This is a genomic window from Pseudoroseomonas ludipueritiae, from assembly GCF_014490445.1.
Classification (GTDB): domain Bacteria; phylum Pseudomonadota; class Alphaproteobacteria; order Acetobacterales; family Acetobacteraceae; genus Pseudoroseomonas; species Pseudoroseomonas ludipueritiae.
The window spans coordinates 1-20,653 of sequence record NZ_JACTUZ010000070.1 but is presented as its reverse complement, the minus strand read 5'-3'; the positions used below and the strand labels follow the sequence as shown (position 1 = coordinate 20,653).

Sequence of the window (20,653 nt, the reverse complement as noted above, 5' to 3'; positions counted from 1 at the left end):
CGACCCGCGCTTCCGCCACCTGCGCCGCCCCGCCGCCGCGCAGGATGCCGCCGGCTGGCTGGCGCATTGGCGCGATTGGCTGGGCGGGAAGGCCCGCGGCGGCGTCACCGGCTTCCGCTGCCTGCTGCCGGATTGGGTGGAGGCCGCCACCTTGCGCGACCTCGCCGCAGCCGTGAAGCAGGACGCGCCGGATGTGCTGCTGATCGCCTGCCTCGGCCAGCCCCGCGCCGGGCTGCGGGAAGCGGGCTTCGACCTGCTGGCGCCGGCCCTGCCCTGGGTGGATGTGCTGGAGGCCGGCACCGCCGCCTGGGCGGGCGAACTGCCGCTGCTGCCCATGGCCGAGGCGCCCGAGGCCCGGCGCCTGGCCAACCGCTGGGGCAACCGGCGGCTGGCGACGCAGGCCCTGCACCGCGCCATCCGGCTGGCCGCCTTTTCCGGCCCTGGCTGGCTGCTGCCGGCAGGGATGGAGAATGGCGCGCTGCACCGTGGCTCGCTGCCACCGGCGGAGGATGCCGCACCCCGGATCGACCTCTCGGAGGCGGTGCGGGAGGCCAATGCCGCGCGCGCGGAACTGCCCGCCGTCAGCACCGGGCCGCTGACCAGCCTGCTCTCCGCCCCGCATGCGCCGGTGGCGCTGCTGCGGGAAGCGGAAGGCAAGCAGGGCCGCGCCCTGGTGGTCGCCAATGCCTCGCTCACCAAGCCCCGCCGGCTCGCCGCCGGCCAGATGCTGGGCCTGCTGCCCCGGCCTGGCGCCGTTGCGCCGGATCTGCTCGACGCCGAGGGGCGCCTGCTCCTGGCCCCCGCGGAGGTTCGCATCGTGCCAATCCATGACTCGGCGCCCGTGCGCCTGCCCCTGCCCGAAAGCACCGCCGCCGCCACCGAGGCCGCCATGGCATCGGCGCGTATCGCCATCGAGAACCTCCAGCCCTCGGTGGACGAGGGCCGCTTCCCGGTGAAGCGCGCGGTCGGGCAGGCGGTGACGGTGACGGCGGATATCTTCACCGATGGCCATACCAAGCTCGCCGCCCGCCTGCTCTGGCGCCCGGCGGACGAGGATGGCTGGCGCGAGGTGAAGATGACGGCGAAGCCGAACGATGTCTGGCAGGCCAGCTTCGTGCCCGACCGCATCGGCCGGTACATCTTCACGGTGGAAGCCTGGATCGACGTCTACGCCGCCTTCGAGAACGAGATCACGAAGAAGCACGCCGCCGGCATCGACATCTCGCTGGAGCGCCGGGAAGGCGTGGCGCTGTTGCAGGCCGCCGCCGGCCGCCTGGGCGGCGATGGCGGCGACCTGGCCCTGGTGCTGGAGAACGAGCGCGACGCGTCGCATGAGCAGGCCGTGGCGCTCTTCACCCTGCCCCGCACCCGCGCCGCCATGGAGCGTGCCGACGACCGCCCCTTCCGCGCCCGCGCCGAGCCGGTGCCGCTGGACGTGGAGCGCCGCGAGGCCGGCTTCGCCGCCTGGTACGAGATCTTCCCCCGCTCCCAGACCGACGACCCCAGCCGGCACGGCACGCTGCAGGACGTGATCGCCACGCTGCCGCGCGTGAAGGCCATGGGCTTCGACGTGCTGTATTTCCCGCCGATCCACCCGATCGGCCGCAAGAACCGCAAGGGCCGCAACAACACGCTGACGCCCGGCCCCGACGATGTCGGCAGCCCCTACGCCATCGGCTCGGAGGAAGGCGGGCATGACGCGCTGCATCCGCAGCTCGGCACGCTGGAGGATTTCCGCGCGCTGGTGGCCGCGGCGCATGAGAACGGCATGGAACTGGCGCTGGACTTCGCCATCCAGTGCTCGCCGGACCATCCCTGGCTGCGCGACCACCCTGACTGGTTCGACTGGCGCCCCGACGGCTCCATCCGCTACGCGGAAAATCCGCCGAAGAAATACGAAGACATCGTCAACGTCGATTTCTACAAGCCGCAGTCCATTCCCTCCCTGTGGCTCGCGCTGCGCGACGTGGTGCTCTTCTGGGTGAAGGAAGGCGTGAAGCTCTTCCGGGTGGACAACCCGCACACCAAGCCCCTGCCCTTCTGGGAATGGATGATCGGCGAGGTGCGCGCCCGCGCGCCGGAAGTGGTCTTCCTGTCGGAAGCCTTCACGCGGCCCAAGGTGATGTACCGCCTGGCCAAGGTGGGCTTCAGCCAGTCCTATACCTACTTCACCTGGCGCAACACGCGGGCGGAGTTGGCGGAATATATCCAGGAACTGAACCTGCCGCCGGTGCGCGATTTCTTCCGGCCGCATTTCTTCGTCAATACGCCGGACATCAACCCGGTCTTCCTGCAACAGACGGGGCGCCCGGGCCACCTGATCCGCGCCGCGCTGGCATCCACGATGTCCGGCCTCTGGGGCGTCTACAACGGCTTCGAGCTGTGCGAGGCGACGCCGCTGGCCCCGGGCAAGGAAGAATACCTCGACAGCGAGAAATACGAGATCAAGGTCTGGGACTACGACCGCCCCGGCAACATCATCCCCGAGATCACGCAGCTCAACCGCATCCGGCGGGAGAACCCGGCGCTGCACACGCATCTGGGCACCACCATCCTGAATGCGCAGCACGACAACATCCTGCTCTTCCTGAAGCAGACGCCGGAAGGAGAGAACGCCATCCTGGTCGCCATCTCCATGGACCCGCGTAACGCGGCGGAAAGCTGGATCGAGCTGCCGCAATGGGCCATGGGCCTGCCGAACGGCTCGCCCCTGCATGTCGAGAACCTGATGCCCGGCGGCTTCGGCGAGGAACGCTGGGAAGGCACCCACCGCCACCTGCGGCTCGACCCCAATTCCGGACTGCCCTTCGCCATCTGGCGCCTGCGCGCCGCCGATAAGGCCTGACCATGCCCGACGCCAATGCCAACGTCATCACCGTGACGCACGCCCATCCCGAAGACCCGATGTGGTACAAGGATGCGGTCATCTATCAGCTCCATATCAAGAGCTTCTTCGACAAGAACAACGACGGTGTCGGCGATATCCCCGGGCTGATCGACAGGCTGGACTACATCGCTGAGCTTGGCGTCGATGCCATCTGGATGCTGCCCTTCTATCCCTCCCCTCGGCGGGACGATGGCTATGACATCGCGGATTACACCTCCGTCCATCCGGAATACGGCACGATGGAGGATATCCGCCGCCTGATCGACGAGGCGCATGCGCGCGGCATCCGCGTCATCACGGAACTCGTCATCAACCATACCTCGGACCAGCACCCCTGGTTCCAGCGCGCCCGCCATGCGCCCAAGGATTCGCCGGAGCGCGACTTCTACGTCTGGTCCGACACAGACGAGAAGTATGACGGCACGCGCATCATCTTCCTGGATACCGAGAAGTCCAACTGGACCTGGGACCCGGTGGCCGGGCAGTATTTCTGGCACCGCTTCTATTCCCACCAGCCGGACCTGAACTTCGACAACCCGGCGGTGATGGAGGAAGTGCTGAATGTCATGCGCTTCTGGCTGGACCTCGGCATCGATGGCCTGCGGCTGGACGCCATCCCCTATCTGATCGAGCGGGACGGCACCAACAACGAGAACCTGCCCGAGACCCATGTCATCCTGAAGCGCATCCGCGCCGCGCTGGATGAGCATGCCAGCGGCCGCATGCTGCTGGCCGAGGCCAACCAGTGGCCGGAGGACACGCAGCAGTATTTCGGCGATGGCGACGAATGCCACATGGCCTTCCACTTCCCGCTGATGCCGCGCATGTACATGGCGATGGCGCAGGAAGACCGCTTCCCCATCACCGACATCCTGCGCCAGACGCCAGCCATCCCCGAGAACTGCCAGTGGGCCATCTTCCTGCGCAACCATGACGAGCTGACGCTCGAGATGGTGACCGACAAGGAACGCGACTACCTCTGGAACACCTATGCCTCGGATAAGCGGGCGCGCATCAACCTCGGCATCCGCCGCCGCCTGGCACCGCTACTGGAACGCGACCGGCGGCGCATCGAGCTGATGAATTCGCTGCTGCTTTCCATGCCCGGCACGCCCGTGATCTATTACGGCGACGAGATCGGCATGGGCGACAACATCCACCTTGGCGACCGCGACGGCGTCCGCACGCCCATGCAATGGTCGCCCGACCGCAACGGCGGCTTCTCCCGCGCCGATCCGGCAGCACTGGTGCTGCCGGCCATCATGGACCCGATCTACGGCTACCAGGCCGTCAATGTCGAAGCCCAGGCGACCGACCAGCACTCGCCGCTGAACTGGATGCGGCGCATGCTGGCCGTGCGCAAGCGCCACCAGGTCTTTGGCCGCGGCAGCTTCGGCTATCTCTATCCCGGCAACCGCAAGATCCTCGCCTATCTGCGCGAATATGAAGGCGAGACCATCCTCTGCGTCTGCAATCTCTCGCGCACCGCGCAGGCGGTGGAGCTGGACCTTTCTGCCTATGCCGGCCGCGTGCCGGTGGAACTGGTGGGCGGCGCCTCCTTCCCGCCGATCGGCCAGCTCACCTACCTGCTGACGCTGCCGCCCTATGGCTTCTATTGGTTCTATCTCGCGACGGAGGCCGCCTTGCCCACCTGGCACACCCCGGCTCCAGAGCCGATGTCGGAACTCTCCACCCTCGTGATGCGCAACAGCCTGGCGGAGGTGCTGGAAGGCGGCCAGCGCCGGGTGCTGGAACGCGACGCGCTGCCGCAATACCTTTCCCGCCGCCGCTGGTTCTCCGGCAAGGCGGGCGGCGGCGTCGCGCCGACCCTGGCCTTCACCGAGGTGCTGAAGAGCCCCAGGACCGAGATCCTGCTGGCCGAGGTGGAAGCCGCCGATTCCCACGGCACGGCGCGTTACTTCCTGCCGCTGGGCATCGTCTGGGAGGACGAATCCTCCGCCGCCCTGCCGCAGCAGCTGGCGCTGGCGCGCGTCCGCCGCGGCCGCCGCATCGGCTGGCTGACCGATGCCTTCGCGCTGGATGCTATGCCCATGGCCGTGCTGCGCGGCCTGGCGGATAGCGACGTGATGCCGCTGCAGGATGGCGAGATGCGCTTTGTGCCCACCTCGCAGTTCGACATCTCCGCCATCCCCGAGGACGCGGAGATCCGCCGCCTCTCGGCCGAGCAGTCCAATTCCTCCCTGATCATCGGGGAACATGCGGTGCTGAAGCTGGTGCGCCGCGTGACGGAAGGCATCTCGCCCGAGACGGAGATGACCCGCTTCCTGACCGAGCGCGGCTTCGCCCAGACGGCGCCGCTGCTGGGCGAGGTGGTGCGCGTGACGCCCGATGGCACGCCGCGCACGCTGGTGGTGCTGCAGGGCTTCGTGCGCAACCAGGGCGACGGCTGGGGCTGGACGCTGGACTTCCTCCACCGCGCCGTGGAGCAGATGGCCGTCACCGATTCCTCGGCGGCGGAGCAGGAGGATGCCTTCGCGGGCTACAGCGTCTTCGCCACCGCGCTGGGCCGCCGGCTGGCCGAGATGCATGCCGTGCTGGCCGAGGCGGAGGGCGACGAGGCCTTCACCCCCGTCCCCGCCGGCCCGGAGGATGGCCGGCAATGGGCCGAGGGCGCCCGCGCCCAGCTTTCCGCCGCCTTCGATGCCCTGGCGCGCGTGAAGACCTGGGAGCACCCGGAGGATGCCGCCCGCGCCGAATACCTGGCCGCCAACAAGGATGCGCTGATGGGCGCGCTGGACGGCCTGGCCAGTGCCGTGCCGGGCTCGCTCCGCACCCGCATCCACGGCGACTTCCACCTGGGCCAGGTGCTGGTGGTGCAGGGCGATGCCTGCATCATCGACTTCGAGGGTGAGCCCGCCAAGACGCTGGAGCAGCGCCGCGCCAAAACTTCGCCGCTGCGGGATGTGGCGGGGCTGCTGCGCTCCTTTGACTATGCGGTGGGCGCGGCGGGTCCGGGCCAGGCCACGACCTCCGGCGCCGTTAACGAGCGCCGCGGGCCGATGCTGGAGAATTTCCGCACCCATGCCGCCGGCGCCTTCCTGGAGGCTTACCGGATGGTGCATGAGGCCGCGCCGCGCCGCTGGGCCGAGCCGGGGGCGGAAGCCGCGCTGCTGGACCTGTTCCTGATCGAGAAAGCGGCCTACGAGATTTGTTACGAGGCTGCCAACCGCCCCACCTGGATCGGCATTCCGCTTCGCGGACTGGAAGAACTCGCGCGTCGCGTCACGGAAAAGGACACCCAGCATGGCTGACCTCGATCTCGATCCCGGTGCTCTCGCCGCCCTGGTCGAGGCCCGCCACGGCGACCCCTTCGCGGTGCTGGGCCCGCATGACGTGGCCGGCGGGCGGGAACTGCGGGTGCTGGTGCCCGGCGCCATGGGCGTGCAGGCCGTCAGCGGCGGGGAGGTCAGCACCCTCCGCCCGGTGCATCAGGCCGGGCTCTACGCTGGCCGCATCCCGCCCGGCCCCTATCTGCTGCGCATCGACTGGGGCAATGGCGAGGTGCAGGAGACCGAGGACCCCTATTCCTTCGGCCTGCTGATCAGCGATTTCGACCTGTATCTGCTGAGCGAGGGCACGCATCAGGACATCGCCACCTGCCTGGGCGCCCAGCCCATGGAGATCGATGGCATCAAGGGCGTGCGCTTCGCCGTCTGGGCGCCGAATGCCCGGCGCGTTTCCGTGGTGGGCGACTTCAACTCCTGGGACGGCCGCCGCAACCCGATGCGCAAGCGGGTGGAGGGCGGCATCTGGGAGCTGTTCATCCCCCGCCTCACCCCCGGCGCGGTCTACAAGTATGAGCTGCTGGGGCCGGAAGGAAACCTGCTGCCGCTGAAGTCCGACCCCTTCGCCTGGCAGGTGGAGGCGCCGCCTGCCACCGCCTCGGTGGTGGCCGATATCGCCGCCATCCCCAAGGCGCCGCACCGGGAGCGGCCGGCCAACCAGGCGGCCGAGCCCATCTCGGTCTATGAAGTGCATGCCTCCTCCTGGGCCCGTGCCGACGGCGACATGGCCCTGGGCTGGGAAGAGCTGGGCGACAAGCTGATCCCCTATGCCGTCGAGATGGGCTTCACCCATCTCGAGTTCCTGCCGATCATGGCGCATCCCTTCGGCGGCTCCTGGGGCTACCAGCCGCTGGGGCAATTCGCGCCGCATGCGCCCTTCGGCCCGCCCGAGCATTTCGCCCGCATGGTGCAGCGCTGCCACGAGGCCGGGCTCGGCGTCATCCTGGACTGGGTGCCGGCGCATTTCCCGTCCGACCAGCATGGCCTCGCCATGTTCGACGGCACGCCGCTCTACGAGCATTCGGACCCGAAGGAAGGCTACCACCGGGACTGGAACACGCTGATCTACAACCTGGGCCGGCGGGAGGTGCGGAACCTGCTGATCGGCTCCGCCCTGCACTGGCTGGAACGCTATGGCGTCGATGGCCTGCGCGTGGATGCCGTAGCCTCCATGCTCTACCGCGACTACAGCCGCAACGAAGGCGAGTGGGTGCCCAATATCTACGGCGGGCGCGAGAACCTGGAAAGCATCGCCTTCCTCCAGGAACTCTCCCGCGTCATCCAGCAGCGCTGCCCCGACCGGCTGCTGATCGCGGAGGAAAGCACCGCCTTCCCCGGCGTCACCCGCAAGCCGGATGACAACGGCGGGCTGGGCTTCGACTTCAAATGGAACATGGGGTGGATGCACGACACGCTCCACTACATGCAGACCGACCCGCTCTACCGCCGCCACCACCACGGCGAGATGACCTTCGGCCTGGTCTACGCCTTCTCCGAGAAGTTCATGCTCCCCCTCTCCCATGACGAGGTGGTGCACGGGAAAGGCTCGCTGATCGGCAAGATGCCGGGGGACGAGTGGCAACGCTTCGCCAATCTGCGCGCCTACCTTTCCTTCATGTGGACGCATCCGGGCAAGAAGCTGCTCTTCATGGGCGGCGAGATCGCGCAGGAGCGGGAATGGAACCACGACCGCTCGCTGGACTGGCACCTGCTGGACGACCCCCGGCATGCCGGCGTGCAGCGGCTGGTGCGCGACCTCAACCGCCTTTATCGCGGCACCCCGGCCCTGCATCAGCGGGACTGCGTGCCGGAAGGCTTCGCCTGGTCGGTCATCGACGATGCCGCCAACAGCGTCTTCGCCTATCTCCGCTTCGGCGAGGATGGGGAGAAGCCGGTGCTGGTGGTCTGCAACTTCACGCCAATCCCGCACCAGGGCTATACGGTCGGCGTGCCCATGGCCGGCGCGTGGCAGGAGGCCTTCAACTCCGATGCCGCGATCTATGGCGGCAGCAACATGGGCAATGGCGGCGTGGTGCAGGCCACGGAGGAGCCCTCCCACGGACAGCCCGCCTCTCTCAGCCTGACGGTGCCGCCGCTGGCCACCATCATCCTGACGCCGCCCTGAGGTGAAACTGCTGGAGTAGTCTGTTGCCCCTTCTCGCTGACCGGCTTCTGCCGGGAAAGCCCGACCCGCTCGGGGCCGTCTGGGACGGCCTCGGCGTCAATTTCGCGATCTTTTCCGCCCATGCGGAAAAAGTGGAACTGTGCCTCTTCGACCCTTCCGGCCGCAAGGAACTGGCGCGGCTGGAACTGCCGGAATGCACTGACGAGGTCTGGCACGGCTACCTGCCCGAGGCGCGCCCCGGGCAGGTCTATGGCTACCGCGCCCATGGCCCCTATCAGCCCGAGCATGGCCACCGCTTCAATCCCAACAAGCTGCTGCTGGACCCCTATGCCAAGCAGATGCAGAGCAGCCTGCGCTGGACGGATGCGCTCTACGGCTACCGCGCCCATGGCAGCCGCGCCGATCTGGGCTTCGACCGCCGCGATTCCGCCGCCGCCATGCCCAAGGCGGTGGTGACGGACGACGCCTTCAACTGGGGCGACGACCGCGCGCCGAACGTCCCCTGGGACCGCACCCTCATCTACGAGACGCATGTGCGCGGCCTGTCCATCCTGCGCGACGACCTGGCGCCGCGGGAGCGCGGCACCTTCGCCGCCCTGGCCGACCCGCGCGTTATCGAGCACCTGCAAAAGCTCGGGGTCACGGCGGTGGAGCTGCTGCCGGTGCAGGCCTTCGCGCAGGACCGCTTCCTGGTGGAGAAGGGCCTGCGGAACTACTGGGGCTATTCCACCCTCTCCTACTTCGCGCCGGAGCCGCGCTACCTCTCCCAGGGCTCGCTGGACGAGATCCGGGTGGCCATCCGCCGCCTGCATGGCGCCGGCATCGAGGTCATCCTGGACGTGGTCTACAACCACACCTGCGAGGGCAGCGAACTCGGCCCCACCCTCTCCTGGCGCGGCATCGACAATGCCAGCTACTACCGCCTGCGGCCGGGGCAGGAGCGCCGCTACATCGACGAGACCGGCTGCGGCAATACGGTGAACCTCTCCCATCCACGCGTGCTGCAGATGGTGATGGACAGCCTGCGCTACTGGGCCACCTCCTTCCGCGTCGATGGCTTCCGCTTCGACCTCGGCACCACCCTGGGGCGGGAAGGCACGGGCTTCGACCCCGGCTCCGGCTTCTTCGACGCCATCCGCCAGGACCCGGTGCTGTCGCGCCTGAAGCTGATCGCCGAGCCCTGGGACATCGGCCCCGGCGGCTACCAGCTTGGCAATCATCCACCCGGCTTCTCGGAATGGAACGACCGCTTCCGCGACGACGTGCGCCGCTACTGGCGCGGCAATGCGGGTATGCTGCCGGATCTGGCGGCGCGCCTCGCCGGGTCCTCGGAACTCTTCGACAAGCGCCGCCGCCGGCCCTGGGCCAGCGTCAATTTCATCGCGGCGCATGACGGCTTCACGCTGCAGGACCTCGTTTCCTTCACGGAAAAGAACAACCTCCGCAACGGCGAGGACAACCGTGACGGGCACGGCGAGAATTTCTCCGCCAACTGGGGCAAGGAAGGCCCGACGCTGGACCCGGTGGTGACGGCGCAGCGGGCGCGCATCAAGCGCGCCATGCTGATGACGCTGCTGGCCAGCCACGGCACGCCCATGCTGCTGGGCGGGGATGAATTCGGCCGCACCCAGCAGGGCAACAACAATGCCTATTGCCAGGACAACGATGTCTCCTGGCTGGACTGGACCCTGGCCGGCAGCGAGGCGGGAATCGAGCTGTCGCATTTCTTCGGCCGCGCCGCCGCGCTGCGTCGCGCGCATCCGACGCTGCGCAGCGCCAACTACCTGCATGGCCAGGACTTCCCCCTGCTTGGCGTCGCCGATGTTGCCTGGTTCGGCCAGGATGGCCAGCCCATGCGCCCCGAGCAATGGCGGGTCCCGGAAGCCCGCACCCTGGCGCTCCGCCGCGCGGCGCGGGTGGAAGGCGGGGTGGAGGTGACGCTGCTGTTGCTCAACAGCTCCGCCGAGGATCAGGAGTTCACTTTGCCGGAGCCTGCTTTTCCCTGGCGCCTCGTGCTCGACAGCGCGGAACCGGAGGGGGAGGAACGCGTTCTCCAAGGCGCCATCGACACGGTGGGCCGGCATTCCGTCCGGCTGCTGGTGGCCTTCGTCGCGCAAGAGGATTCGGCATGAGCACCAGTCTTTCCTTCGGGGCCATTCCCCTGGGCGGCGGCACCACCCGCTTCCGCCTCTGGGCGCCCGGGCACCAGGCGGCCGAGGTGCTGCTGGACGGACGCCCCTCCATCCCGCTGCACAAGCGGCCGGACGGCTGGTGGGAGGCCGAGGGAGAGGCGCCGGCGGGAACACGTTACCGCTACAAGCTGGGCAATGGCATGGAGGTGCCGGACCCGGCCTCCCATGCCCAGGATGGCGACGTGGACGGCTGGTCCCTGGTGACGGACCCGAATTCCTACCAATGGCAGCACCCGGACTGGAAGGGCCTGCCCTGGCCCCGCGCCGTGGTCTACGAACTGCATGCCGGCCTCTACGGTGGCTTCCGCGGCGTCATCGCGGACCTGCCGCGCCTGGCGGCGCTCGGCGTCAACACGATCGAGCTGATGCCGGTGAATGACTTCGCCGGCCTCCGCAACTGGGGCTATGACGGCGTGCTGCCCTATGCGCCGGACGAGACCTACGGCACGCCGGACGACCTGAAGGCCCTGGTGGATGCCGCGCATGGCCACGGGCTCTCGGTCATGCTCGACGTGGTTTATAACCATTTCGGCCCGGCCGGGAATTACTGGGGCAGCATCGCCCCGGTCTTCTTCCACCAGGACAAGAACAACCCCTGGGGCCAGAGCATCGACTTTTCCCGCCCGCAGGTGCGCGACTTCTTCATGGAGAACGCGCTCTACTGGCTGACGGAATTCCGCTTCGACGGCCTGCGGCTCGATGCCGTGCATGCCATCGAGGACGATACCTTCCTCCCCGAGCTCTCCGCCCGCATCCGCGCCGCCACCGAGGGCCGGCACGTGCATCTGGTGCTGGAGAACGAGCGCAACGACGCCACGCTGCTGGAGAAGCATTTCGACGCGCAGTGGAACGACGATGTCCACCACTGCCTGCATGTGCTGCTGACCGGCGAGCACGACGCCTATTACATCGACTATGCCGACGATCCCGCCGGCCACCTCGCCCACGCGCTGTCCACCGGCTTCGTCTACCAGGGCAATGAATCCCGCAACCTGGGCCATGCGCGCGGCAAGCCCAGCGCGCATCTGCCGCCCAGCGCCTTCGTCAATGCGCTGCAGACCCACGACCAGGTCGGCAACCGCGCCATGGGCGAGCGCATCGCGCAGATCGCGCCGCCGGAAGGCGTGCGGGCGGCGCTGCTGCTGCTGCTGCTCTCCCCCCAGGTGCCCATGCTTTTCATGGGCGATGAATGGGCCAGCGAGCGCCCCTTCCTGTTCTTCACCGGCTTCCAGACCGAGGAACTGGCGGATGCGGTGCGGGAGGGCCGGCGCCGCGAATTCGCCCGCTTCCCCGCCTTCGCGGACCCGGAGCGGCGGGAGAAGATCCCCGACCCCAATGCCATCTCCACCTTCACCGCCAGCCGCCCGGACCCGGCCGAGCGCCTGCTGCCCAAGCACGCGGCGGTGGAGGAATTCGTCACCAGCCTGCTGCGCCAGCGCCGCGACATCCTGGGCGAGCGGCTGGACGGCACCACCAGCCTGGAATCCGACAAGCTGGGCGAGAAGGGCGTGCGCGCCCAGTGGCGGCTGGGCGATGGCGCGGTGCTGACGATCGCGGCCAATTTCGACAACAACCCGGTGCCCTGCCCCACCGGCCCCGGCACCCTGCTGGCGGAATCGCGCGAGGGACTGGCCGCCGCGCTGGAGGCCGAGGGCCTGGGCGGCCTCGGCGCCGTCGCCTGGATCGCCACCGAGGACCGTATCGCGGAGACCCTGTGGTGAGCGACGCGGCCCTCCAACAATTGGCCCGCGCCGCCGGGCTGATGGCCGAATGGCGCGATGCCGCCAACAAGCCGATGGTGGTCGAGCCCGATGCCCTGCGCGTGCTGCTGGGCGCCCTGGGCCTGCCGGCGGACACCGACGCGCAGGTCAAGGAAAGCCTCGCCGCGCATCGCCACGCCACCCGCACCACCCTGCCGCCGCTGGTGACCGCCGAGGCCGGCGGCCCGGTGGCGCTGGACCTGCCCGCCGGCCGCTACCGGCTGGAAGCCGCCGATGGCGCCGCCGCCGAGGGCGTGGTGGAGCCCGGCAAGCCCATCACCGCCCCCACCGAGCCCGGCTATTACACGCTGGAAGCGGGCTCCCGCCAAGTGGTGCTGGCCGTGGCGCCGGTGCATGGCCACCGCATCACCGATGCCTGCCCGGAGGGCCGCGCCTGGGGCCTGACGGCGCAGATCTATTCCTTGCGGCGCGGCTCCGACCAGGGCGTCGGCGATTACGCGGCGCTGGAAGGGCTGGCCGGGCCGGCGGCGGCGTTGGGGGCGGATGCCATCGCCATCAGCCCGGTGCATGCGCAATTCTCGGCCGACCCCAGCCGCTTCAGCCCCTATGCGCCTTCCTCCCGCGCCCGGCTGGATGTGCGCCATGCCTGCCCCGGCGACATCCTGGGCGAGCCCTTCGACCCGCCGCCGGAACTGAAGGCCGAGCTGGCGCGGCTGGAGGCGATGGAGCTGGTGGATTGGCCCGCCGCCACCCGCGCCCGCCTCGCCGTGCTGCGGGATGCCTTCACCGCCTTCCGCCGCAGCGCGCCGGAGGCCTCCCGCGCGGCCTTCGATACCTTCCGGGCGGAGGGCGGTGCCTCCCTGCACCGCCACGCGGTGTTCGAGGCGCTGCATGCCGCCCAGCTCGCCGAGGGCCGCTGGCACTGGCGCGAATGGCCGGCGGATCTGCGGGACCCCGAATCCCCCGCCGTCGCCGCTTTCGCGGAAGAACAGGCGGAGGAGGTGGAATACCACGCCTTCCTGCAATGGCTGGCCGACCGTGGCCTTTCCGCCGCCCAACGCGCGGCGCGCGAGGCCGGGATGCGCATCGGGTTGATCGCGGACCTCGCGGTGGGCGTCGATGGCGGCGGCAGCGATGGCTGGAGCCGGCAGGCCGAGATCCTGCAACAGGTGGAGATCGGCGCGCCGCCGGACCTCTTCAACGCGCGCGGCCAGGGCTGGGGCATCACCTCCTTCTCGCCGCAGGGGCTGCGGATGTCGGGCTTCGCGGGGTTCCGGGAGATGCTGGGCGCCGCCTTCCGCAATGCCGGCGGCATCCGCGTGGACCATGTGCTGGGCCTGCGCCGCCTCTGGCTGGTGCCGGAGGGCGCCAGCCCCAAGGACGGCGCCTATCTGCGCTACCCGCTGGAGGACATGCTGCGGCTGGTGGCACTGGAATCCCACCTGAACAAGGGCGTCGTCATCGGCGAGGACCTGGGCACCGTGCCCGCCGGCTTCCGCCCCCGGCTGGAAAAGGCCGGGCTCGCCGGCATGCGGGTGCTGTGGTTCGAGCGCGACGGCAAGCGCTTCAAGTCGCCGCTGAAATGGACCGCCGGCGCGGTTTCCATGACCTCCACCCACGACCTCGCCACCGTGGCGGGCTGGTGGCAGGGGCGGGACATGGAATGGCGCCAGAAGCTGGACCTGAAGCCGCTGGAGAAGGAGGAGAACCGGGAGGCCGAGCGCCGCGCGCTCTGGTCCGCCCTAAAGGCTTCCGGCGTGGCGCAGGGCAAGCAGCCAGGGAAGGAGGACAGCGCCGCCGTGGCCGATGCCGCCGCCGCCCATATCGGCCGCGCCGCCTGCCACCTGGCGCTGCTGCCGCTGGAGGATGCCCTGGCGGCGCCGGAACAGCCCAATCTGCCCGGCACCATCGAGGAGCATCCCAACTGGCGCCGCCGCTTCGAGGCGCCGGTGGAGCGCATGCTCTCCGACCCTGCGGTGGAGAACCGGCTGCGCGGCCTCGCCCGCGCGCGGCGGGCGGAATAGCGCCTCAGGCCCGCTGCCGGGCCTTGCTGAGGTCCGGCAGCAGCACCACCAGCAGCCCTACCAGCGGCAGCAGGGCGCAGAGCTGGTAGACCAGCCGGATGGAGGTGGCATCGGCCACCACGCCCAGCACGGCGGCACCGATGCCGGCGAGGCCGAAGGCCAGCCCGAAGAAGATGCCCGAGACCAGCCCCACCTTCCCCGGCAGCAGTTCCTGCGCATAGACCAGGATGGCCGGGAAGGCCGAGGACATCAGCAGCCCGATGATGATGGTGAAGGCGCAGGTCATGCCCAGCCCGACATAGGGCAGCCCCAGCACGAAGGGCAGCGGGCCGATGATGGAGATCCAGAGCACTGCCCGCCGCCCGAAGCGGTCCCCCAGCGGCCCGCCGAGGATGGTGCCCGCCGCCACGGAGGCGAGATAGGCGAAGAGGTAGAACTGCGCCTGCTGCACCGTCACCCCGAAGCTGTCGATCAGGTAGAAGGTGTAATAGCTGGACAGCGAGGCGGTATAGACGTTCTTGGAGAAGGTCAGCGCCACCAGCACCAGGATGGCGCGCCGCACCAGCCCGCTGGGGAACTTGGCCGGCAGCACGGAGCCCGCCGTTTTCGGCGCCCGCTGCCGCTCCCGGTACCAGCGGCCGACGAAGCCCAGCACCAGCATGCCCGCCAGCGCCACCAGGGAGAACCAGGCGATGCTGGCCTGCCCGCGCGAGATCACCACCAGCGCCGCCAGCAGCGGCCCGATGGCCTGCCCCGCATTGCCGCCGACCTGGAACAGCGACTGCGCCGCGCCGTGCCGCCCGCCTGACGCCATGCGTGCGACGCGTGAGGCTTCCGGGTGGAAGATGGAAGACCCCATGCCGATCAGCGACACCGCCAGCAGCAGCACCGCGTAGCTGTTGGCCCAGGCCAGGATCAGGATGCCCAGCAGGCTGAAGCCCATGCCCGCGACCAGCGAGAAGGGATGCGGCCGCCGGTCGGTGTAGAGCCCCACCACCGGCTGCAGGATGGAGGCCGTCATCTGGAAGGCGAGCTGGATCAGCCCGACCTCGCTGAAGCTGAGGGCGAATTCCTCCTTCAGGATCGGGTAGATGGCCGGGATCATCGACTGCATCAGGTCGTTCATCAGGTGCCCGGCGCTGACCGCGAGCAGGATGCCGAGCGCCATCTGGCCTCCACCGGCGAGGGGTGGAAGAGTGGCGGCGGCGGGATTGTCGCGGGGCATAGCGGGCTCACTGGAACGGGATGGTGTCCGGTCTTCGCGGACTGGCCCGGCTATCGGGCGCGGCCATGCTGCCAGAGAAGGCGGCGGCTGCGCCAGACAGGGGGCGGCCTTCCGGCCCGGGGGTTTCCGCTTTGTAACCTCGCCCGGTTCGGCCGCCTGCCATGATTCGGCCGCGAAGCTGCAACCCGCGCTGCGGCGGTGCGTCATGGAGCCACGGTGAGGAGGTTTCAGCATGACGCAGCCCGTATCCAGCACGCCGCGCGCCACCGCGCGGCTGCAATTCCACGCGGGCTTCACGCTGGATGACGCAGTGCCGGTGGTGCCCTACCTGGCCCGCCTGGGCATCAGCCACCTCTACGCCTCGCCCATCCTGCAGGCGCGCGCCGGCTCCACCCATGGCTACGACACCACCAGCCACCAGCACGTGAACCCCGAACTGGGCGGCGAGGATGCGCTGCGCCGGCTGGTGGCGGCGCTGCGGCAGCACGGCATGGGCCTGCTGCTGGATATCGTCCCCAACCACATGGGCGTGGGCGGCGACGACAACGAGATCTGGCTGGACGTGCTGGCCCATGGCCCCGGCAGCCGATACGCCCAGTTCTTCGACGTGGACTGGGAGTCGGACGACCCGGCGCTGCACGGCAAGATGCTGGCCCCCTTCCTGGGCAAGCCCTATGGCGAGGCGCTGCGCGATGGCGAGCTGAAGCTGGCCAGGCGCGGCCCCACCGGCATCGCCGTGGATTACTTCGACAACCTCTTCCCCATCCGCCCCGAGGACGCGCCCGAGGCCCTGGCGGAGATGGAAACCCTCAACGCCGATAGCGACGAGGCCCGCGCCCGGCTGCATGAGCTGCTGGAACGCCAGCAATTCCGCCTTTCCCACTGGAAGCTGGCCTCGGAGGAAATCAACTGGCGCCGCTTCTTCGATGTCACCGGCCTCGGCGGCGTACGGATCGAGGTGCCGGAGGTCTTCGAGGAAAGCCACGCCCTGATCCTGCGGCTGTATGCCGAGGGACTGATCGACGGGCTGCGCATCGACCATGTGGACGGCCTGTCCCAGCCCGGCGCCTATTGCCGCAAGCTGCGCCGCCGCATGGCCGCCGCCGCCCGCCAGCGCCCGGCCGATGCGCCGAAGGTCGAGCCTTATATCGTCGTCGAGAAGATCCTGGCCCCCGGCGAGTCCATGCCCGCCGACTGGCGGGTGGACGGCACCACCGGCTACGAGTTCATGGACCAAGTCTCCGCCGTGCTGCACGACCCGGCTGGCGAGGCGCCGCTCTCGCTGCTGTGGAAGGAAGTCTCCGGCAGCGCGCGGGATTTCCCGGCCGAGGAACGCCTCGCCCGCCGCCAGATCCTGCGCGACAACCTGGCCGCCGAGCGCGAGGCCTGCGCCCGTGCCCTGCACCGCATCGCGCGCTCGGACATCATGACGCGGGACATCCCGCTCGCCGTCATCCGCCGCGTGCTGACCGAGATCCTGGTGCATTTCCCGGTCTACCGCACCTATACCCGCGCCGGCCGCGCCACCTCGCAGGACGCCACGGTGATGCTGCGCGCCGTGGGCGCCGCCCGGGCCAATCTGCCGGTCTCGGACCACGATGTGCTGGACCACCTCTACCAGTGGCTGGGCGAGGAACGCATCCGCCAGATGCCCGCCCCGCTGCGCCGGCTGCGGCTGGTGGCGCGCGCGCGCTTCCAGCAGCTTTCCTCCCCCACCGCCGCCAAGTCGGTGGAGGATACCGCCTTCTACCGCTACGGCCGCCTGCTTTCCCGCAACGAGGTCGGCTCGCATCCCGACGAATTCTCGCTGCCGCCGGAGGAATTCCACGCCGCCTGCCAGGAGCGGCTGGCGCGCTACCCCGGCGCCCTGCTCGCCACCGCCACGCATGACCACAAGCGCGGCGAGGATGTGCGGATGCGCCTGGCCGTGCTCTCCGAGGTGCCGGACGAATGGGCCGCCGCCCTGCGCGGCTGGCTCAGGGAAGCGGAGCCGATGCAGCAGGCGCTGGAGACCGGCCCCGCGCCCGAGGGCGGCGATGCCGCCATGCTCTTCCAGATGCTGGTCGCCTCCTGGCCCCTGGGCCTGCGGCCGGATGACCGCGCCGGCATCGCCGCATGGGCGGGGCGCCTCGCCGGCTGGCAGCAGAAGGCGATGCGCGAGGCCAAGCGCCGTTCCGGCTGGAGCATGCCGGACGAGGATTACGAGAATGCTTCCCGCGACTACATGGACGGCGTGCTGGACGGGGACGCCCATCCTTCCCTGCTGCACGGCGTCGCGGCCTTCGCCGCCCGCATCGCCCCCGCCGCCGCGGTGAAGAGCCTGGCGCAGACCACCCTGCGCCTGACGGTGCCCGGCGTGCCCGACCTCTACCAGGGCACCGAATACTGGGACGAAAGCCTGGTGGACCCCGACAACCGCCGCCCGGTGGATTTCGCGGCCCGCGCCACGGCGCTGGAACAGGCGAAGGACGCCACCGCCCTGCTGCCGCACTGGCAGGATGGCCGCGTGAAGCAGGCGGTGATCCACGCCCTGCTGCGGCTGCGGCAGCAATGGCCGGACCTTTTCCACCAGGGCAGCTATGATCCCCTGGAAGGCACCGGGCCCAGGGTTGGCGAGCTGCTGGCCTTCCGCCGACGGCATGGGGAGCAGGAGTTGCTGGTCGTCGTACCGCTGCGCGCGGCGCCGCTGATGGGCGGGGCCACCGCGCCGCTCTTCCCCGCCGGAAGCTGGAACGGCACCCAACTGCCGCTGCCGGCGGGCGATGCCGCTTGGCGCTGCGTCTTCAGTGGCCGGGAAGCCGGGGCGGGAGCATCGCTGCCGCTGGAGTGGCTGGAACAGCGCCTGCCCCTGCTGGTCCTGCAACGCGGCTGCTGAGGCCGGCCTCGGGTTCGGTTGCGCCGAGCCCGATCACATTTTGCTTACAACTTCAGACGTTGGTTAACGCTTAACTCATGCACGTCTCACGTGCATAATCCGGATGCAAGGATCGCGACACGGTGGTTGTTCCCGGCGGCACCCGAACGGTCTGAGGCTGGAGTAGCATGGTCAGCAGTCTGACAAGGCGGAGCTTCGCATTCCTGGCGGCATCGGTCGCCTGGGGCGCATCGCGGACGACCACCCACGCCGAACTGGGCCTTTCCTATCCTCTCCCCAGCTCCGCCGAGTGGGCATTGTTCCGCAGCCGCTTCATCACTCCCGGCGGGCGCATCATCGACACCGGCAACGGCGACTCCTCGCATTCCGAGGGCCAGGGCTGGGCCTTGCTGATGGCCGAGGCGTATGACGACCGCGCCACCTTCGACCGTGTGCTGGCCTGGACCCGCCGGGAACTGAAGCGGCCCTATGATTCCCTCCACGCCTGGCGCTGGATGCCCGGCCGCCCTATGGCGGTGGAGGATGGCAACAACGCCACCGATGGCGACATCTTCATCGCCTGGGCCCTCGCCCGCGCCGCGCGGCGCTGGCACCGGCCGGAGTTGCGGGAGATCTCCGACGCCATCTGCGCCGACCTCGTCCGCCTCTGCGTGCGGGAAGTCGCCGGCCGCACCGTGCTGCTCCCCGCCGCCGCGGGCTTCGAGCGCCGGGACCATGTGGTGGTGAACCCTTCCTACTACGTCTTTCCCGCCCTGGCCGACCTCGGCGCCGTGGCCGGCGGCCCCTGGATGAAGCTCTACAACGACGGCCTGCTGCTGTTGCAGGAAGCGCGCTTCGGCCGCTGGGGCCTGCCGGCGGACTGGGTGCAGCTTTCCCGCCAGGGCGGCCGCCCGACCCCCGCCAGCGGCTGGGCGCCACGCTTCTCCTACGACGCCATGCGCGTGCCGCTCTACCTCGCCTGGGGCGGCCTGGCCTCGGAGCCGGCGGCGCGTGCCGCCGCGGCCTTCTGGACCGGGGCCGGCCTGCCCTACAAGCCGGCCTGGACCGAGTTCCCCGGCGACAAGCCGGCCTCCTACCCCATGGGCCCCGCCCATCGTGCCATCGCGGCGCTGGCGCAATCGCCGGCCGGCCCGGTGGAACTGCCCTCGGTGCGGGAGGCGCAGGATTACTACGGCGCCGCCCTGACCCTGCTCTCCCACGTCGCGCTGGCGGAGCGCCTGCCCTCGCTTGCCTGACCGGAGATCGCACCTCGGCAAAGCATCTTGTGGTATGACGAACCTGGCGGCACAAGCACGCATGGGAGAGTCATGACAATGCCGCTCACCATTCCGCCGGGCCGCCCTACGGCCAAGAATCAGCCGCCTTGACCCACAAGCGGGTCGCAAGGCGCGCGGCATCCCTGGGCCGCAGCGCCATCCTGTCCCGCCGCCTCGGCCTCGCCGCGCTGGGCGTGACCACGCTGTTGCTGACCGGCGGCGTCACCCTCTCCCTCGCCATGGATCGCGTCGCCACCGAAAGGCAGGTGATGCGCGAGATCGGCGTCATGGCCGACAATGTCGCTGCCCAGGCCGGCGCCCTGCTCGGCGGGCTGGACCAGGCGCTGCTGACCCTGGCGCAACTGGAAGCCGCCGGCCTGCCGCGGGGCGTGGTGGCCGCAGCCCTCGCCACGCAGGAAGGCACCCTGCCCAACGGCGTGGTGCTGGCGCTGCTGCAACCCGATGGCCTGCCGGATATCGCCACCGAATCCGGCCGCCGCCGCCTCGTGGACCTGGAGCATGGCATCCTGGCCCGGGTGGCGGCTTCCCTGCCCACGGAGACCCAGGCCGGCCCGCCGATGCTGGATGGCCCGCTGCACAGCGCCTTCGGCGACCTGCTGACGATGATCCGCCGCCTGCCCGATGGCCGCGTCGCCCTGGCGCTGCTGCCGCTGCGGCTGCTGGAAAACTTCTTCAACCGCCTGAACCTGCCGCCCGGCGGTTCCATGGTCCTGCTGGACCACGACAACCACCTGATGGCCCGCATGCCGCCCGGCCCGCCGGAGGCGATCGGCCTCAATATCCTTGAACTCCCCCGGCAGGCGGCGCGGGAGCAGCCGGAGCAGGGGTGGAACGGCCGCGTCGTCTCGCCCATCGACCAGATGAACCGCTTCACCGCGATGCGGCCGGTGCCAGACCATGGCATCTCGGTGGCCGTGGGGCTGAGCGGCAGCGACGCGCTGGCCCAGTGGGCGCGGCGCGCCTGGCTGGGCGGCGGGCTGACGGTGCTGGCCCTGGCCACCGCCGGCCTCGGGCTGCTGCTG

Annotated in this window: 10 protein-coding genes; 9 read left to right on the top strand and 1 reads right to left on the bottom strand. The window is 69.8% G+C overall.

Going from position 1 to position 20,653, the window contains the following annotated elements; genetic code table 11:
* The 6 genes from IBL25_RS15235 to malQ all read left to right on the top strand — a co-directional run.
* On the top strand, positions 1-2,845 hold a 2,845-nt coding region (locus IBL25_RS15235), incomplete at its 5' end, for an alpha-1,4-glucan--maltose-1-phosphate maltosyltransferase (RefSeq protein ID WP_187779399.1).
* A 2-nt stretch (positions 2,846-2,847) separates the two neighbouring features.
* Entirely contained in the window at positions 2,848-6,159 is a 3,312-nt protein-coding gene (gene treS / locus IBL25_RS15230; RefSeq protein WP_187779398.1) for a maltose alpha-D-glucosyltransferase, read from the top strand.
* Positions 6,152-8,317, top strand: a complete 2,166-nt coding sequence (gene glgB, locus IBL25_RS15225; RefSeq protein ID WP_187779397.1) for a 1,4-alpha-glucan branching protein GlgB — start codon at positions 6,152-6,154, stop codon at positions 8,315-8,317. The genes treS and glgB overlap by 8 nt, the downstream gene beginning before the upstream one ends.
* Positions 8,318-8,340: 23 nt before the next feature.
* Positions 8,341-10,449 carry a glycogen debranching protein GlgX gene (gene glgX, locus IBL25_RS15220; RefSeq protein WP_187779396.1) on the top strand — a complete coding sequence of 703 codons (2,109 nt, stop codon included), beginning with the start codon at positions 8,341-8,343 and terminating at the stop codon, positions 10,447-10,449.
* Entirely contained in the window at positions 10,446-12,230 is a 1,785-nt protein-coding gene (treZ, locus tag IBL25_RS15215) for a malto-oligosyltrehalose trehalohydrolase (RefSeq protein ID WP_187779395.1), read from the top strand. Before glgX ends, treZ begins: the two co-directional genes overlap by 4 nt.
* Positions 12,227-14,254 (top strand): 4-alpha-glucanotransferase, encoded by a 2,028-nt coding sequence (malQ, locus tag IBL25_RS15210; RefSeq protein ID WP_367615616.1) that lies wholly within the window; start codon positions 12,227-12,229, stop codon positions 14,252-14,254. Before treZ ends, malQ begins: the two co-directional genes overlap by 4 nt.
* Positions 14,255-14,258: 4 nt before the next feature.
* On the opposite strand, the gene IBL25_RS15205 is transcribed toward malQ, so the two are convergent.
* Complete coding sequence (locus IBL25_RS15205) at positions 14,259-15,422, bottom strand: MFS transporter (protein ID WP_275296001.1); 1,164 nt, start codon at positions 15,420-15,422, stop codon at positions 14,259-14,261.
* A 289-nt stretch (positions 15,423-15,711) separates the two neighbouring features.
* Here IBL25_RS15205 and treY point away from each other — a divergent pair, with 289 nt between their 5' ends.
* The 3 genes from treY to IBL25_RS15190 all read left to right on the top strand — a co-directional run.
* Positions 15,712-18,354 (top strand): malto-oligosyltrehalose synthase, encoded by a 2,643-nt coding sequence (gene treY, locus IBL25_RS15200; RefSeq protein WP_187779393.1) that lies wholly within the window; start codon positions 15,712-15,714, stop codon positions 18,352-18,354.
* A 167-nt stretch (positions 18,355-18,521) separates the two neighbouring features.
* Positions 18,522-19,589, top strand: a complete 1,068-nt coding sequence (locus IBL25_RS15195) for a glycosyl hydrolase family 8 (RefSeq protein WP_187779392.1) — start codon at positions 18,522-18,524, stop codon at positions 19,587-19,589.
* A gap of 128 nt (positions 19,590-19,717) precedes the next feature.
* Positions 19,718-20,653: PDC sensor domain-containing protein (locus IBL25_RS15190; protein WP_202986784.1), on the top strand; the 936-nt coding region annotated here is incomplete at its 3' end.